The following is a 15562-nucleotide window of genomic DNA, read 5'->3' as shown; positions in this document are numbered from 1 at the left end:
AAGCAATGATTGACGCAGACCGACCGATCCTCGAGACGCGCTCGCTGGGCAAGCGCTTTTCCATCGGCACCCGCTTTTCCGCCGAGGGCAGGCGGACGGTCCATGCGGTCGACAATGTTTCGCTGGCCGTGCGGCGCGGCGAGACGGTCGGCCTTGTCGGCGAATCCGGATGCGGCAAGTCCACGCTGGCGCGCTGCCTGGTTCGGCTCTACGACATCACAGACGGCAAGCTTCTGTTCGAGGGCGACGACATCACCTCGAAGTCGCTGTCCGAGCTCCGGCCGCTGCGGCGGCGCCTGCAAATGGTCTTCCAGGACCCCTCGGCCTCGCTCAATCCGCGCCGGCGCGTCGGCGATCTCGTCGCCGAGCCGCTGCGCATCCACGGCAAGCTTTCGTCCAAGGAGATCACCGCGCGGGTGGCGGAGCTTTTCGAACTGGTCGGACTGTTGCCGGACCATGTGATGCGCTATCCGCACGAATTCTCGGGCGGCCAGCGCCAGCGCGTCGGGATCGCGCGGGCGATCGCGTTGAACCCCGACCTTGTCGTGCTGGACGAACCCGTCTCCGCACTCGACGTGTCCGTGCAGGCTCAGATCGTCAACCTGCTCGCCGACCTGCAGGAGAAGCTGAAGCTCACCTATATCTTCATCGCCCACGACCTTTCCGTGGTGCGGCAAGTCTCGACCCGCATCGCGGTCATGTATCTCGGCTCGATCGTCGAGGAGGGGCCGGCGGAAGAGGTCTTTGCGACGCCGGCCCATCCCTACAGCCAGGCGCTGATCTCGGCGGTTCCCGTCGTCGAGACGACGCCCACGGGCGCGCGCAAGCGCATCATCCTCACCGGCGACGTGCCGAGCCCGCTGAAGCCGCCGTCCGGATGCCGCTTCCATCCGCGATGCCCGATCGCAGCGGATCGCTGCCGGTCCGAGCGGCCGGAACTGAGGGAATATCGCCCCGGCCGCAAGGTGGCCTGCCACTTCCCGACTTTGACTTGAGCTCTGAATTTCGCGAGCGCGGGCGCGGTTGCCGAAACCGCGCCGGTCAGTTCTTGGCGATGGCGCCGACTTCGACCGAGTCGACCCGCTTCAGGCTCATGCCGATCACCGGCACCAGCTGATCGTTGACGCGCACGGCCACCGTCACGGTCATCGAATTGCCGTCGGGCACACGCGCCTGCATGACGCCATTCAACTGCTTGCGGTTGATGGTGAAGACCACCTTCTGGGCATCGACGACATTGCCGCCGATGATGTCCATTCCGCTTTCGGTCGAGCCGCCCATGAAGGTGCCCCTGTAACCGTTGCGGCCCTTGCGCTCCACGCTGGCCGACATCTTTTGCGTGAACACGCCGACCCTGCAGCCGCCGTCAAGCGTCATGCCGAGCTTGCTGGCAGGCGTCGAGCCGTTGAAATCGCAGGTGAATTTCGTGCCCTTGTACTTGCCCGCGATGATCTCGCCGGGGCCGACCCATCTGCCTTCGATGGAATGGAAAAACTGCTTGTCCGGCTCTGCGCCAAAAGCCTTTTCGACCAATCCGAGCGGCGCGGCAATCGCAACCGTCGCAGGCAGCACGCAGGACAGGATTACGCTTCTCATGGACGACACCCGGCACGACAGAGTCTGTTCTTGGAACCTGATCGACCATGGCGAAGATTGGTTAATGCTTCGTCACTGGCGGCGGTTTTCGCGTTTACCCTATTCTTGCGCCGGCCCGTCCTTTCGCGCCGCGAAGGACGTCAGCGCCGAGAGGAAATCGCCGAGGCCCGGGCGCTTTACGGCAATGAACGGCAATGGTCGGGCGGTTTCCATCGCCGCGATGCCGATGCGCGCCGTCATCATGCCGTTGACGACGCCTTCGCCGAGTTTTGCCGAGAGTTTCGCGGCAAGGCCGTGGCCGACGATCTGCTGCACGAAACTGTCGCCGACCGCGATCGAGCCTGTCACCGCCAGATGCGCAAGCACGCCGCGCGCCAGCCGAAAGAAGCCGAGCGTGCCCGGGCGGCCGCCGTAGAGTTCGGAGAGCCGGCGGATCAGGCGCCCAGCCTCGAACACGACATAGGCGATGTCGACCAGCGCGCGGGGGCTGACCGCCGTTATCAGGGCGACGCGCTTCGCCGCTTCCAGGATCATGACCTTGGCGCGGGCATCGAGAGGCGACAGGATCTCTGTTTCGGCAAGCCGCACCAGATTGGCGCCGTCGATGATCTCGCCGCGCAGTTCGGTGAGCGAGCGGCGCCCTGCGGCGGTCTCGGGTTTTGCCGCGACGAAGGCCGAAAGCTCGTCGACCAAGGCGCGCGCTGCCTTGGGATCGTCGCCCGCCACGGCGTCGAGGGCCTGCTTCTGCATCTTTTCGACTTCGGCAAGACGGGCGATGGCGAGGAATTCGCGGATGAGGATGACGAGCAGCGAGAGCAGCGCGATCGCCGCCATGCCCGCCGCCAGCCAGCCGAGCCACTCGGCACGCGCGAACAGGTCGCGGATCAGCTGGTCGGCCCACAGGCCGACCGCCAGCGAGATGAGGGCGCCGACCGCGCCGAAGAACAGCCGGGCGAGCAGCGAGCGCTTTCCTGGCGCCGTCGCCGGCGGCGGGACCGCGGCCTCGATGTCTGGCTCGTCGAAGACGTCGACCTCCGAGGGGATCACGACCGCCACATCCGCCCTTGCGGCACGGGGCCTGCGCGCCGGCTGCTCCTCGGCGACGCGCTTTCGCGGTGGTTGCGGCGGCGCTTCTGTCTCAGGCTCGATGCGGAAGGCCGCCGGTTTGCGGGGCGCGGTCATGCCAGATGATCTCCGATCAGGAACTGCAGCGCGCGGTCGAGCCGGATATGCGGCAGGGACAGCGTGACGCCTTCGGCTGTGCGTTCGAGCTTAGGCGGGCGGAAACGCACGAAGCGGATCGCCGGTTCGGTGCTGTCAGGCGGCGATCCGGAAGTGTCGAACACCGCATCCACCTTTTCTGGCAAATCGCCCGGGAATATGGCGGTTTCGGTCTTTCCGTCGAATGTCTCGCCGTTGATCTTCTCGCCCTTGAGCGGGGTGCCGATGATCACCGGCAGCGTCTCGCGGCCTTGCTTCACCGTGCCCTCGCGGGTCGAGCGGATCGCGGCCATGGCAACGACATCGACGGCGGCGCCGCTGAAATTCGCCCGCGCCACGGCCCGGTCGGTCAGCCGGCGCACGATCGCCTGCAGCCGGTCATGGCTTTCGTGATGCAGATGGTCCGCCTTGGTCGCGGCGACCAGGATGCGGTCGATGCGCCGCGAGAAGAAGTCGGTCAGGAAATTACCGCGTCCGGGCCGGAAGCAGGACAGGATCTCGGTGACGGCGCGCTCCAGATCGGCCATGGCGGCCGGGCCGGCATTGAGCGCCTGCATGGCGTCGATCAGCACGATCTGCCGGTCGAGACGGGTGATGTGTTCGCGAAAGAACGGTTTGACGACATGCGTCTTATAGGCCTCGTAGCGGCGTTCCATCATCGCCTGCAGCGATCCGGAGCGCGGCCGGCCCTTCGACAGCGTCATCAGCGGCGCGAAGGTAAGCGCCGGAGAACCTTCGAGGTCGCCCGGCATCAGGAAACGGCCGGGCGGCAGCGTCGACAGCGCGCGGTCGTCGAGCTTGCAAGCCTTGAGAAAGGCGGCGAAGCTCTCGGCCAATCGTCGCGCCGTCATCTCGTCTGCGTCGGCATCGGGATCGATGGCGGAGGCCGTCTCGCGCCAAGCCTGCGACAGGTCGGAACGGACGGGCAGGGCGGCCAGCTCGACCGCCTCGCGTGAAAAATCGGCGAAGGATTTGCCGAGCAGCGGCAGGTCGAGCAGCCATTCGCCGGGATAATCGACGATGTCGATGGACAGTTTTCCGGCTGAAAACAAGCGGTTCCAGCCGGAAGCCGATTCATATTCGATGGTGAGCCGGAGCTCGGAGATGGCGCGGGTCGAGTCCGGCCAGACGCGGTCGTTCACCAAGGCCGCGACATGGTCTTCATACTGGAAACGCGGAACGGCGTCGTCCGGCTGCTCCTCCAGGAAGGCGCGAGCGATGCGGCCGGATTTCTGCGCCTGGAAGAGCGGCAGGCGTCCGCCATGGATGAGGTTGTGGACGAGGGCGGAGATGAACACCGTCTTGCCGGCGCGGGAGAGGCCGGTGACGCCAAGACGCAATGACGGAGAGAAGAGCCCGGCGGCGCGGCCCGACAGCGTGTCGAGCGCAATCCTTGCCTCGTCGGTGAAATTGGTGATCGATGATGCCAAATCGGGCCTCAGGTTGCGCGTCCGCGCCCGATATAGGCCCTGGACTGTGGGTTTGAAATGACCTCAAAGGTCGGCGGGCGTGAGAAAGGCCTCGAGATAGCCGCTGCCCTGAGCCGCTTCCGCGAGATTGCCGGGAAAGCGCACCACCGCGAGGCCGGAGGTCGGAAAACCATGGTTCATCATGCCGCGCGCCGCCTCGTCGCCGTCGCCCGACACCGCTATGGCCAGATCCTCGGTCATGGGATTGTGGCCGATCACCAGAAGCTGATCGGCGCCGCCATTTTTGCGGATGATGTCGAGATAGCCGGCCGCATCCTCGCTGTAGAGCGTATCGAAAAACAGGACCCGGCCGGTGTCGGTGCGCCCCGCCAGGCCTTCCAGCGTCTGCCTTGCCCGCTTGGCGTTGGAGCAAAGCGTGACGTCCGGCACATAGTTGCGGACCCGCATGGCCTCTCCGATTGCTTCGGCATCGGCCATGCCCGATTCGTCGAGCGGACGGTCGAAATCGCGCACCCCGGGCAGTGCCCAGCCGGCTTTGGCATGTCGCAACAGAAAAAGCCTGCTCAAACCGACCCCCATGGCGCTTCCTTCGAAACAAAGCGCGATTAGTCACCAGAACGATGTCCTGCACAATGGCCGACACCGGCGACTGCAACGAATCATGCGCGAATTCGTTTTCTGCCGTTGAAACAACGTCGTCGCCGGAGCTGCCGATGTGAGACTAACAATTGCGTGAAACTGTCGCCGATAGCGCTTGTGCAGGCTCTTGTCCCCGAATATATAGGCGCCAAATTTGGGGTTGTTGGGTGAGTCGAATGAACGACATCGTTACCGCCGATTACGTACCCTCCGAAGACGAGCCGTTCATGAACGAACGGCAAAAATCGTACTTCCGCCAAAAGCTTATCACTTGGAAGAACGACATTCTGCGCGAAGCGCGCGAAACCCTCGAAATCCTGCAGCAGGAAAACGCCAACCATCCCGACTTAGCCGATCGCGCCTCCTCCGAAACCGACCGCGCCATCGAATTGCGCGCCCGCGATCGTCAACGCAAGCTCATCTCGAAAATCGACTCCGCGCTCCAGCGCATCGACGAAGGCACCTACGGCTATTGCGAGGAGACCGGGGAGCCGATCGCGCTGAAGCGGCTCGACGCGCGTCCGATCGCGACACTGTCGATCGAGGCGCAGGAGCGCCACGAGCGCCGCGAGAAGGTCTATCGCGACGACTGACGCGAAGCGAACAGGCAAGAAGACGTAGAAAATGGCCGGATTTCCGGCCATTTTTGTTCCCAGCACCAGAGTGTTTCACGGAAACCGTGAAACACTCTATCTCTTTGCTTTGACGAATCCGGATGGAAGGCTACGGCGAAGTAGCCAAGCTTGGCCGCTGCGCACTTTTCCAGGAATTGCATCAAGGGCACGGAGAGGTTCGCCAGGACCGGCAACCTGCCGCAAGATCAGCGCTTGTGGCTGCCCAGCTCGCCAAGCAGCTTGGTCATCTCGTCGTCGAGGGAAGGCTTGGGCGCGGGTTTGCTTGCGGCCGGCTGGGCGTGCGTCTCGTCGAGAGAGGTCTCGAGCTCCTGCATCAACGTGTCGTCGATGGACTCATTTGAGGGCGGCGGCGTGTATCTGGCGCTGCCGTTGGTCGTCCCGTAGCCCGGCAGCGGCATGACTCTTGCCGTCGGCTGGCTGGGCGCCGCCGGCGCGGGAGCGGGCGCCGGCGCGCGCGGGCGTGCGGCAGCAGCTGGCTGGGAGGCAGGCGGCGGCGGTTGTCTGGCGGGGGCGGGTGCGGGCGGAGGTGCCGGCTGCGGCGTGCGCGGGCGCGCGGCGGCGGTCGGCTGCTGCTGGCCGCTGTCGCCGGTCAGCGCCGGCCGGCGAGGTGCCGCGAGCCGGATATCGCGCTCGACCACGACATCGGTCGGCCCGCCGATCAGGATCAGGTGCTCGATGTCGTCGCGGCGTACCAGCACCAGGCGGCGATGGCTGTCGACGGCGGTGGCGTCCATGACCGCAAGGCGCGTCTTGCGGTTCCTGCCGCCGGCCACGAACGTGCCGAAGGTCAGGTTCCGCACGACCTTGATGACGAGCAGGACGACGACAAGCAGAATGAGCGCTGCGAACGTCCACAGGATTGCAGCGACATAACCCGGACCCGCCACGTTATCCAGCCACTGCAGCATCGGTGCACCCAATCGCCTTTTCGAGTGAGGCGACACTAGACCGCCGCGGCGGCTTGCCGCAAGTTCACTTCACTGATCGTGAACAGTTTGAAGCATGAATCATTGATTTTATCGGACATTTGCCGCCGGGGCCTTTTCCGTTACAGGAGAATGTGATTCAACCGACCGTCCGCGCCCATCGGACACCGGAATCACGAGCAGGGGGAACATGGCCAAGGAAGCGCGCGGCGATTTCTATCCGGTACCGATCGTCGACCAGAACACGCGTCCGGGCGCCGTCACCAGGCTCATCGTCTTCATCGTCGTCTTGACGGGCGCCGCGATCGTCTTCGGGCTTTTCCGCGAGCGGCTCGGCGATCCTTTCCTGCTCGGCATGCTCGGCGTGCTCGCCATGATCGGCGTCGGGTTCCTGTTCGCGACCGCGATCGGCTTCGTGCAGATCGCGCCGCGGTCGACGGGCGACGAATTGTCGAAAGCCTTCGTCGACTCGATGTCGCAGGGCCTGCTGGTCACCGACACCAAGGGCCGCGTCGTCTATGCCAACCGCGCCTATGCCGACATGACGGGTGCCGCCTCGGCCGCCGATCTCAAGACCGTCGAAGGACTGTTGTCGGATGTTCCCGAGGCCTCGATGACGATCTACCGGCTGGCGTCCGGCCTGCGTGACGGCCAGGCGGGCGACGGCGAGTTCCGGCTGGCGCAGTCGATCAAGCCGGGCGCCGAGCCCGGCGCGCGCTGGTATCGTACCCGCGCCCGCGCCTTCAGCATGCCCGGACAAAGGCTGCCGATGCTGGCCTGGCAGCTCGCCGACATCTCGCAGGAACGGGCGGAGCAGGAGCGTTTCTTCCTCGACCTGCAGAAAGCCATCGACCATCTCGACCATGCACCCGCCGGATTCTTCTCGGCCGATCAGGAGGGCCGCGTCACCTATATCAACGCCACGCTCGCCGAGTGGCTTGGCATCGACCTCGCCTCCTTCACGCCGGGCGCCATCACACTGCCGGAGATCATCGCCGGCGACGGCATGGCGCTGGTGCGTTCCGTCAAGGCCGATCCCGGCACCACGCGCAACGCCGTCATCGACCTCGATCTCACCACCATGAGCGGCCAAGCGCTGCCGGTGCGCTTCATGCATCGAGTTTCGGCAAGTCGCGAAGGCGTGAACGGCCCGACCCGCACGATCGTGCTCAATCGCACACAGGGCGAGGACGCTTCGGCCGAACTCAGAGCGTCGGAGGTTCGCTTCACGCGCTTCTTCAACTCGACGCCGATGGCGATTGCCGGCGTCGATGCGAACGGACGCATCCTGCGCACCAACGCGCCGTTCCTGCAGCTGTTTTCGTCCGTGGTCGACCGCGATGCCGTCGACCGGCGGGTGCGCTTCGAGACCATCGTTCACGAGCGCGATCGGCCGGCCTTCGCGGCCGCCTTCGAGAAGGCCAGGCAGCGGCAGGCCAATATCGAGCCGATCGACTCCGTGCTGCCCGGCAATGAGGAGCGCCACATCCGCTTCTACGTCAATGCCGTCGCCGACAGCGCGGGCGGCGAGGGCGCCGAGGAATCCGCGATCGTCTATGCGGTCGAGACCACGGAGCAGAAGGCCCTCGAGGGCCAGATGGCGCAGAGCCAGAAGATGCAGGCGGTCGGCCAGCTCGCCGGGGGCATCGCGCATGACTTCAACAACGTGCTGACCGCCATCATCATGGCGTCCGACCTTCTGTTGACCAACCACCGGCCGTCGGACCCGTCCTTCCCCGACATCATGAACATCAAGCAGAACGCCAACCGGGCGGCCTCGCTCGTGCGGCAATTGCTCGCCTTCTCGCGCAAGCAGACGCTGCGGCCGGAAGTGCTCAACCTGACCGATGTTCTCGCCGATCTCAGGATGCTGCTCGCCCGGCTGGTCGGCAACGACATCAAGCTCAAGATCGACCACGGCCGCGACCTTTGGCCGGTCAAGGTCGATATCGGCCAGTTCGAGCAGGTGGTGGTCAATCTCGCCGTCAATGCGCGCGACGCCATGCCGGGCGGGGGCGACCTCACCGTGCGCACCCGCAACGTGACGGCGGAAGAGTCCAAATCCTTTGCCTATCGCGAGCTGACGCCGGCCGACTATGTGCTCGTCGATGTCGAGGACACCGGCAGCGGCATCGCGCCCGATGTGCTGAAGAAGATCTTCGAGCCGTTCTTCACGACCAAGGAAGTGGGCAAGGGCACCGGCCTCGGCCTGTCGATGGTCTACGGCATCATCAAGCAGACAGGCGGTTTCATCTTCTGCGATTCCGAAGTCGGCAAGGGCACGGTGTTCCGTATCTTCCTGCCGCGCCACATCGCTGAGGTGAAAAAGCAGGCCGAGCCCGGTGAGGTGCCGGCGGCCGCGGCGACGGTCCCGGCCAAGCCGGCCGACACCGCAAAAGACCTTTCCGGCTCGGCCACCGTGCTTCTGGTCGAGGACGAGGACGCGGTGCGCATGGGTGGCGTCAGGGCGCTGACCTCGCGCGGCTATACCGTGCATGAGGCGTCGTCCGGCGTCGAGGCGCTGGAAGTGTTCGAGGCGCTCGGCGGCAAGGTCGATATCGTGGTATCCGACGTGGTGATGCCTGAGATGGACGGGCCGACATTGCTCGGCGAACTGCGCAAGCGCCAGCCGGATATCAAGTTCGTGTTCGTTTCGGGCTATGCCGAAGACGCCTTTGCGAAGAACCTGCCGGCCGACGCGCATTTCGGCTTCCTGCCGAAACCGTTCTCGCTCAAGCAACTGGCGACGATCGTCAAGGACGTTCTGGGATCCTAAATAAGCCAGCGCTTGCAGATTGCGGCCACCCTGTCATGATGACGACCGGATGGGTCTATCATGGGGTGGTAGCGCGTGACGCCGCATATCGAGGCGGGCCGGGGGGAGTATGCCGAAACCGTGCTGTTGCCGGGCGATCCCGAGCGCGCGCAATGGATGGCGGAAACTTTCCTGGACAAACCGCGCTCAGTGAACCGCCGAAGGGGCGCGCTGGGCTTCACCGGTTTGTTCCGCGGCAAGCCGATCAGCATCCAGGCGACCGGGATCGGCGTGTCGTCTTTCCTGATTTATGCCTTTGAGCTTCTGGACTATTACGGCGTCAAAACGTTGATACGCACCGGCACATGCGGCGGCCTGTCGGAAGAGGTGCCCTTGCGTGGTGTCGTCATCTCCAGTCATGTGCGGGCCGAGGGCGCAAACAGCGGGCAGGTTTTCGGGCTGTACCAGCCGGCGGGACCGGACCCGGCGCTGCATGCGCTGGCGCTGCGACGCGCAACCGACCTCGGCGTCGCCTGCAGCGCCGGACTGACGATTTGCAGCGACGTATTCCACCACCCCGAGGGCCGAGCCCGGTTCGACGAGCCGATGGCGCTGGGGGCGCTGGCGGTCGATATGGAGACCAGCGCGCTCTATCGGATTGCGGCGCAGTTCGGCGCGCGGGCGCTGTCGCTGCTCACCGTGGTCGATCATATCGCCACCGGCGAGCTGACCGATTATTCGGAGCGCCAGGCCCTCTTTACCGACATGACCCGGCTGGCGCTCGAAGTCGCGGCTGAAGGCTAGGGCGTTTCACCGTTTAACGGAAAACGGCTTAGGCGGCCTCCCGCTTCAATGCGGCCTGGTCCTCGGCGCTGGGCCGGTGGCCGCGCAGATAAAGCGCGCAGGTCGTGCGCAGCATGGAAGCGAAGTTCGGGATCTGGCCGTTGATCTCGATCGCCTCGTCATAGAGCTTCGAGATGAATTTTGGGGTCGTCAGTCCCTGGCTGTCGGCGATCTCGTCAAGCAGACCCCAGAACGTCGCCTCGAGCTGGATGCTGGTCGAGTGACCGTCGATGCGGATCGATCTGTTGATCTGCCGGTAGCCTTCCGGGTCCTGCCCGGCGAAGACTCTGCACATCGGTACCTCCCGTTGTTGTTTGTCTTGGGCGCCGATTGGTTGGCTGGCGCCTTTTTGAACACTGCCTGCGTCGGTCATTTTCGATCCGATAGCCGTCGACGGCAATCAGACTTTCGTCCTTACGCGCGGCGAGACTACCCATTTTCAAGCCGTATGCGTGGTAATCGGCTGCCACCACCATTTTTCGCCGGCGCGCATAATCGGCTTCGAAAGCATGAAGCTCACGGAGTCCGATTTGGCGAAGACGATCCATTCCATGATCAGGGTTCTCGACGAGGCGCGGTCCGTCGATTTCTACAACAAGGCCTTCGGGCTCGAGGTCGCGCAGCGGCTCGATTTCGAGACCTTCACGCTGATCTATCTCAGCAATGAGAGTTCGCCTTTCGAGGTGGAACTGACCGTGAACAAGGGGCGCGCCGAGCCCTATGCGCTTGGTGATGGATACGGCCATCTCGCCGTCTCGGTCGCCGATCTCGACAGCGAGCACGACCGGATCGGCGCGCTCGGTCTCAATCCTAAGAAGATCGTCGAGTTCAACCACGACGGGGCGCTGATCGCCCGCTTCTTCTTCATCGAGGATCCCGACGGTTACAAGATCGAGGTCCTGCAGCGGGGAGGACGCTTCCAATAGGGGATATTCGCCGCGGAGAGGCGCGGCGCCAGCAACGGCACTCTCTCAGGGGTGCGAACAGCAAGCAGGGAGGAAATCATGGTTACAGTCTACGAGAAGAAACCGGGCCACGAGACGAAAGCCGGGCTTTCGCGGCGCGAGCTTCTGAAGCGCGGCGGCGCGGGCGCGCTGCTCATCATCTCCGGCAGCGCCGTCATCAGCCCCGAGCACGCCTGGGGTCTCGAGACCTCGGCGCTGAAGCCCGAGACAATGGCAACGCTGATCCAGGTGGCGCGCGACATCTACCCGCACGACCAGGTGCCGGACAAATATTACGCCATTGCCGTCAAGGGTCATGACGAGACCGCGGCCAAGGACCCAGCGCATAAGGAGCTGATCGAGAAGGGCACCTCCGAGCTCGACAAGAAGGCCGGCAAGGGCGGCTATCGCGGGCTCGGCTGGGAAGAAGAGCGCGTCGCGCTGCTCACCGGCATCGAGAAGACGCCCTTCTTCCAGGCGGTGCGCGGCGGGCTTGTCGTCAGTCTCTACAACCAGAAGGAGGTGTGGCCGATCTTCGGTTACGAGGGCGAGTCCTACTCCAAGGGCGGCTACATCGCGCGCGGCTTCAACGACATCGAGTGGCTCTGAGCGGCTCTGTCACGAACCGCCTTTCGATAGATTTCATGGGAGGAAACCATGGCAGCACAATTTGATCTCAACAACGACGGCGTGGTCGTCATCATCGGCTCCGGCGCGGGCGGTGGCACGCTCGGCAACGAGCTCGCGCAGAAAGGCATCGACGTCGTCATCCTCGAGGCGGGCGCCCGCCATGAATATGAGGACTTTATAAACGACGAGTGGGAGTCCTTCGCCCAACTCGCCTGGAAGGACAAGCGCACCACTTCCGGCGACTGGCGCGTCGCCAGGGATTTTCCGAACCTTCCGGCCTGGATCGTCAAATCGGTCGGCGGCTCGACCACACACTGGGCGGGCGCTTCGCTCCGTTTCCAGGAGCACGAGTTCAAGGCGGCCACGACCTACGGCAAGGTCAAGGGCGCGAACCTTCTGGATTGGCCGGTGACGCTGGCCGAGATGGAGCCCTATTACGCCAAGGCCGAAGCCAAGATGGGTGTCACCGGCACCAACAACTGGCCGCGGCTGCCCGGCAACAACAATTTCAAAGTGCTCAAGGCCGGCGCCGACAAACTCGGCTACAAGGAATGCCACACCGGCAACATGGCCATCAATTCGGTGGAGCGCGACGACCGCAATTCCTGCCAGCAGACCGGCTTCTGCTTCCAGGGCTGCAAATGGGGCGCCAAGTGGTCGACGCTCTACACCGAGATCCCGAAGGGCGAGGCGACCGGCCATCTGGAGGTCCGCCCGAACTCGATGGCGATCAAGATCAACCATGACGCTTCCGGCAAGGTGACCGGCGTCATCTATGCCGACAAGGACGGCAAGCTGCAGGAGCAGAAGGCCCGTGTCGTCGCCGTCGCCGGCAATTCGATCGAGAGCCCGCGCCTGTTGCTCAACTCGGAATCGTCCAAATTCCCGCACGGGCTTGCCAACTCGTCCGGCCAGGTGGGCAAGAACTACATGCGCCACACCACCGGCTCGGTCTACGCCATCTTTGACAAGCCGGTGCATATGTATCGCGGCACCACAATGGCGGGCATCATCCGCGACGAGGCGCGTCATGATCCCTCGCGCGGCTTCGTCGGCGGCTATGAGATGGAGACGCTGTCGCTCGGCCTGCCGTTCATGGCGGCTTTCCTCAATCCCGGCGGCTGGGGCCGCTCCTTCACCACCGCGCTTGACCATTACGACCATATGGCGGGCCTGTGGATCGTCGGCGAGGACATGCCGCGCGAGGAAAACCGCATCACTCTGCACAAGGACGAGAAGGACGAGCACGGCATGCCGACCGCCGATGTCCATTTCGACGACCATCCCAACGACGAGGCGATGCGTAACCATGCCTACAAGCAGGGTCAGGCGCTCTATGCCGCTGTCGGCGCGACCAGGACCTTCCCGACGCCGCCTTATCCGTCCACCCATAATCTCGGCACCAACCGGATGAGCGAGAAGCCGGAGGACGGCGTCGTCAACAAGCATGGCCAGTCGCACGACATCAAGAACCTGTTCGTTTCCGACGGCAGCCAGTTCACCACCGGCGCGGCGGAGAACCCGACGCTGACCATCGTGACGCTGGCGATCCGCCAGGCCGACTACATCGCCGCCCAGATGTCGGCGAAAACGATCTGAAGCGGTTCGGCGTAACCGCCGACCCGCTCCAGCTATTTTTGTTTGACGCAAGTCCGGACGGAAAACCGCTAAGCAGTTTTCCTGGAATTGCGTTGGTCCTCCCGACTGCCTGCTGGCGCGGGACCCGCGAGGGTTCCGCGCCTTTTTTATATGAACCCGCGACTATCTTCTGGTGCAGGTCGAGGCCGTGAAGGCGCCGTCCTGCTGCTTCATGATGATGTCGAAGGAGGGACCGCTCGGGTCGTCCAGCGTCGCCTGGGTCATCGAGATCGAATTGCCGCCGCTGGTGTAGCCGCCGAGCGGACCGAGCCAGGTGATCTCGCCATTGGGGTTCATCTGGTAATTGTAAGGCGGCGGCGGGGCACCGAAGGTCACCGGGCCGCTGTAGAGGCTGCCCTTAATGGTAATCTCGCCGAGATTGAGGAACAGGCCGAGCAGGTAGACCTCGCAGTGATAGACGCCATCGGGGAGCTTGCCGTCGGCAAAATCGGCCCGGGCGCCGCCGGAAGCGGATACAAGAAGCAGGAAAGTCAGGATAGTTCGCAGGGCCATGACGTCGCTCGTTTGCACGGCGACCTTGCCCCATTTCGCCATGAGCCTGCAACAGGGCCAGTTGGATTGGTTTTGGCTTTATGATGAAAGTTTGAGCATTCTTAAAATTTGGACAAAATCTAGGCAGCATTGCGTAAACTTTTCTCAGTCCGCCGCGCTGCTGCGGATGCAAAAAGTTTTTCGGCTACCTGATAACTGACTGTAATTTCATTGTTATCCGGAAATCCCGGTGGGCGCATTCTCGTCTGGCACATCGCTTGCACAGTCCATGTTGCAAACAACTATGCTTGGGAGTGTGTCTATGAGGGGTAATTTCACGAAAATAACAAAGATGCTGTCGGCGGGCGTCGTCGCGGCCGGTCTGCTGGCGTCGGCTTCCGCCAGGGCGGCTGAAGACACGATCAAGGTCGGCATCCTCCATTCGCTGTCGGGGACCATGGCGATCTCGGAGACGACGCTGAAAGACGTCATGCTGATGCTGATCGATGAGCAGAACGCCAAGGGCGGCCTGCTCGGCAAGAAACTGGAAGCCGTGGTCGTCGATCCGGCGTCCAACTGGCCGCTCTTCGCCGAGAAGGCGCGCGAGCTGATCTCCAAGGACAAGGTCGCGGCCGTGTTCGGCTGCTGGACCTCGGTGTCGCGCAAGTCGGTGCTGCCGGTGTTCTCGGAGCTCGACAACATCCTCTTCTACCCCGTCCAGTATGAGGGCGAGGAGAGCGAGCGCAACGTCTTCTACACCGGTGCCGCCCCGAACCAGCAGGCTATTCCGGCGGTCGATTACCTGATGAGCGCCGATGGCGGCTCGGTGAAGCGCTGGGTGCTGGAAGGCACCGACTATGTCTATCCGCGCACCACCAACAAGATCCTCGAAGCCTATCTCAAGTCGAAGGGCGTGCCGGCGGAGGACATCATGGTCAACTACACGCCGTTCGGATTCTCCGACTGGCAGACCGAGGTTTCGGCGATCAAGAAATTCGGCTCGGCCGGCAAGAAGACGGCCGTCGTCTCGACCGTCAACGGCGACGCCAACGTGCCGTTCTACAAAGAGCTCGGCAATCAGGGCATCAAGGCCGAGGACATCCCGGTGATGGCCTTCTCGGTCGGCGAGGAGGAACTCGCCGGTCTCGACACCGGACCGCTGGTCGGCCATCTCGCCGCCTGGAACTACTTTGAAAGCGTCGACACGCCGGAGAACAAGAAGTTCATCAACGACTGGCACAAGTTCATCAAGAACGACAAGCGCACCACCAACGACCCGATGGAGGCCCATTACATTGGCTTCAACATGTGGGTGAAGGCGGTCGAGAAAGCCGGCACCACCGATCCGGACAAGGTCATCGACGCAATGGTCGGCGTTTCGGTGCCGAACCTGACCGGCGGCTATTCAACGATGATGCCCAACCACCACATCACCAAGCCGGTGCTGATCGGCGAGATCCAGGCCGACGGCCAGTTCGAGACCGTCTCGCAAACGCCCGGCCTCGTCATGGGCGACGAGTGGTCGGACTACCTGCCGGACTCCAAGGATCTGATCTCCGATTGGCGCGCGCCGCTGAGCTGCGGCAATTTCAACGTCAAGACCGGCAAATGCGGCGGCAAGGGCACCAACTGATGCCGCTCCGGACCTAGGTCCGTGACCCCGGTCCGGACCTTTGGTCCGTGACCCAGGTCTGGCGGATCGTGGAGTGGCCCCGCGATCGAGACCGCTGTCCGGGCGGGTTCTTCAACCCGCCCGGACAAGATCACCGAAACCCAGTTTGCAATTCCGGACGGAAAACCGCTTCACACTTTT

General features: G+C 63.7%; 16 protein-coding genes. 9 read left to right on the top strand and 7 right to left on the bottom strand.

Translation table 11 applies throughout. The features are described from left to right. The first annotated feature begins 5 nt into the window (after positions 1–5). Positions 6–995: an ABC transporter ATP-binding protein gene (locus tag P9273_RS10490; protein WP_278048838.1), complete on the top strand. Its 990-nt coding sequence runs from the start codon at positions 6–8 to the stop codon at positions 993–995. A 46-nt stretch (positions 996–1041) separates the two neighbouring features. Here P9273_RS10490 and P9273_RS10485 read toward each other — a convergent pair whose 3' ends face one another. The 4 genes from P9273_RS10485 to P9273_RS10470 all read right to left on the bottom strand — a co-directional run bounded on the left by P9273_RS10485 (position 1042) and on the right by P9273_RS10470 (position 4814). After that, positions 1042–1596 (bottom strand): hypothetical protein, encoded by a 555-nt coding sequence (locus P9273_RS10485; protein ID WP_278048837.1) that lies wholly within the window; start codon positions 1594–1596, stop codon positions 1042–1044. 99 nt (positions 1597–1695) lie between these two features. Next, complete coding sequence (locus tag P9273_RS10480) at positions 1696–2778, bottom strand: YcjF family protein (protein ID WP_278048836.1); 1083 nt, start codon at positions 2776–2778, stop codon at positions 1696–1698. Next, entirely contained in the window at positions 2775–4247 is a 1473-nt protein-coding gene (locus P9273_RS10475) for a YcjX family protein (protein WP_278048835.1), read from the bottom strand. The genes P9273_RS10480 and P9273_RS10475 overlap by 4 nt, the downstream gene beginning before the upstream one ends. Before the next feature lie 63 nt (positions 4248–4310). Then, complete coding sequence (locus tag P9273_RS10470) at positions 4311–4814, bottom strand: SixA phosphatase family protein (protein WP_278048834.1); 504 nt, start codon at positions 4812–4814, stop codon at positions 4311–4313. A gap of 248 nt (positions 4815–5062) precedes the next feature. Here P9273_RS10470 and dksA point away from each other — a divergent pair, with 248 nt between their 5' ends. After that, the gene (gene dksA / locus P9273_RS10465; RefSeq protein ID WP_040972254.1) at positions 5063–5479 is read left to right on the top strand and encodes an RNA polymerase-binding protein DksA; all 417 of its coding nucleotides are present in this window, start codon (positions 5063–5065) and stop codon (positions 5477–5479) included. Between the two features lie 227 nt (positions 5480–5706). Here dksA and P9273_RS10460 read toward each other — a convergent pair whose 3' ends face one another. Further along, positions 5707–6429, bottom strand: coding sequence for a flagellar biosynthetic protein FliO (locus P9273_RS10460; RefSeq protein ID WP_040995146.1), 723 nt, complete (start codon positions 6427–6429; stop codon positions 5707–5709). A gap of 208 nt (positions 6430–6637) precedes the next feature. On the opposite strand from P9273_RS10460, the gene cckA reads away from it, so the two are divergent. Together cckA and P9273_RS10450 are read left to right on the top strand one after the other, a co-directional pair. Continuing rightward, entirely contained in the window at positions 6638–9223 is a 2586-nt protein-coding gene (gene cckA, locus P9273_RS10455; RefSeq protein WP_278048832.1) for a cell cycle histidine kinase CckA, read from the top strand. A 75-nt stretch (positions 9224–9298) separates the two neighbouring features. Next, positions 9299–10006, top strand: a complete 708-nt coding sequence (locus P9273_RS10450) for a phosphorylase family protein (protein WP_278048831.1) — start codon at positions 9299–9301, stop codon at positions 10004–10006. 28 nt (positions 10007–10034) lie between these two features. Here P9273_RS10450 and P9273_RS10445 read toward each other — a convergent pair whose 3' ends face one another. Next, positions 10035–10340: a ribbon-helix-helix domain-containing protein gene (locus tag P9273_RS10445; protein ID WP_040995139.1), complete on the bottom strand. Its 306-nt coding sequence runs from the start codon at positions 10338–10340 to the stop codon at positions 10035–10037. A 235-nt stretch (positions 10341–10575) separates the two neighbouring features. Between P9273_RS10445 and P9273_RS10440 the strand changes: the two genes are divergently transcribed. The 3 genes from P9273_RS10440 to P9273_RS10430 all read left to right on the top strand — a co-directional run bounded on the left by P9273_RS10440 (position 10576) and on the right by P9273_RS10430 (position 13218). Next, a complete protein-coding gene (locus tag P9273_RS10440; protein WP_224512001.1) occupies positions 10576–10971 on the top strand; it encodes a VOC family protein in 396 nt (131 codons plus the stop codon). 78 nt (positions 10972–11049) lie between these two features. Further along, positions 11050–11598, top strand: coding sequence for a gluconate 2-dehydrogenase subunit 3 family protein (locus tag P9273_RS10435; RefSeq protein ID WP_278048830.1), 549 nt, complete (start codon positions 11050–11052; stop codon positions 11596–11598). A gap of 48 nt (positions 11599–11646) precedes the next feature. Continuing rightward, positions 11647–13218, top strand: a complete 1572-nt coding sequence (locus tag P9273_RS10430; RefSeq protein WP_278048829.1) for a GMC family oxidoreductase — start codon at positions 11647–11649, stop codon at positions 13216–13218. A gap of 162 nt (positions 13219–13380) precedes the next feature. Here the strand turns inward: P9273_RS10430 and P9273_RS10425 are convergent, their stop codons facing one another. Beyond that, positions 13381–13770 carry a hypothetical protein gene (locus P9273_RS10425; RefSeq protein WP_278048828.1) on the bottom strand — a complete coding sequence of 130 codons (390 nt, stop codon included), beginning with the start codon at positions 13768–13770 and terminating at the stop codon, positions 13381–13383. Between P9273_RS10425 and P9273_RS10420 the strand changes: the two genes are divergently transcribed. Then, positions 13769–13969, top strand: coding sequence for a hypothetical protein (locus P9273_RS10420; RefSeq protein WP_278048827.1), 201 nt, complete (start codon positions 13769–13771; stop codon positions 13967–13969). The two genes, P9273_RS10425 and P9273_RS10420, sit on opposite strands and share 2 nt — an antisense overlap. Before the next feature lie 102 nt (positions 13970–14071). After that, positions 14072–15382, top strand: coding sequence for an urea ABC transporter substrate-binding protein (gene urtA / locus P9273_RS10415; RefSeq protein ID WP_278048826.1), 1311 nt, complete (start codon positions 14072–14074; stop codon positions 15380–15382). Positions 15383–15562: the final 180 nt, after the last annotated feature.

It is taken from the genome of Mesorhizobium sp. WSM4935, from assembly GCF_029625735.1.
Lineage (GTDB): Bacteria > Pseudomonadota > Alphaproteobacteria > Rhizobiales > Rhizobiaceae > Mesorhizobium.
This window is presented reverse-complemented; position numbering and strand designations above follow the sequence as displayed.

What these genes read in the sequence shown, in the direction of transcription:
- P9273_RS10490 (WP_278048838.1), top strand. Translation starts at nt 6, where the DNA reads ATGATTGACGCAGACCGACCGATCCTCGAGACGCGCTCGCTGGGCAAG.
- P9273_RS10485 (WP_278048837.1), bottom strand. Translation starts at nt 1,596, where the DNA reads ATGAGAAGCGTAATCCTGTCCTGCGTGCTGCCTGCGACGGTTGCGATT.
- P9273_RS10480 (WP_278048836.1), bottom strand. Translation starts at nt 2,778, where the DNA reads ATGACCGCGCCCCGCAAACCGGCGGCCTTCCGCATCGAGCCTGAGACA.
- dksA (WP_040972254.1), top strand. Translation starts at nt 5,063, where the DNA reads ATGAACGACATCGTTACCGCCGATTACGTACCCTCCGAAGACGAGCCG.
- P9273_RS10460 (WP_040995146.1), bottom strand. Translation starts at nt 6,429, where the DNA reads ATGCTGCAGTGGCTGGATAACGTGGCGGGTCCGGGTTATGTCGCTGCA.
- cckA (WP_278048832.1), top strand. Translation starts at nt 6,638, where the DNA reads ATGGCCAAGGAAGCGCGCGGCGATTTCTATCCGGTACCGATCGTCGAC.
- P9273_RS10445 (WP_040995139.1), bottom strand. Translation starts at nt 10,340, where the DNA reads ATGTGCAGAGTCTTCGCCGGGCAGGACCCGGAAGGCTACCGGCAGATC.
- P9273_RS10435 (WP_278048830.1), top strand. Translation starts at nt 11,050, where the DNA reads ATGGTTACAGTCTACGAGAAGAAACCGGGCCACGAGACGAAAGCCGGG.
- P9273_RS10430 (WP_278048829.1), top strand. Translation starts at nt 11,647, where the DNA reads ATGGCAGCACAATTTGATCTCAACAACGACGGCGTGGTCGTCATCATC.
- P9273_RS10420 (WP_278048827.1), top strand. Translation starts at nt 13,769, where the DNA reads ATGACGTCGCTCGTTTGCACGGCGACCTTGCCCCATTTCGCCATGAGC.
- P9273_RS10425 (WP_278048828.1), bottom strand. Translation starts at nt 13,770, where the DNA reads ATGGCCCTGCGAACTATCCTGACTTTCCTGCTTCTTGTATCCGCTTCC.
- urtA (WP_278048826.1), top strand. Translation starts at nt 14,072, where the DNA reads ATGAGGGGTAATTTCACGAAAATAACAAAGATGCTGTCGGCGGGCGTC.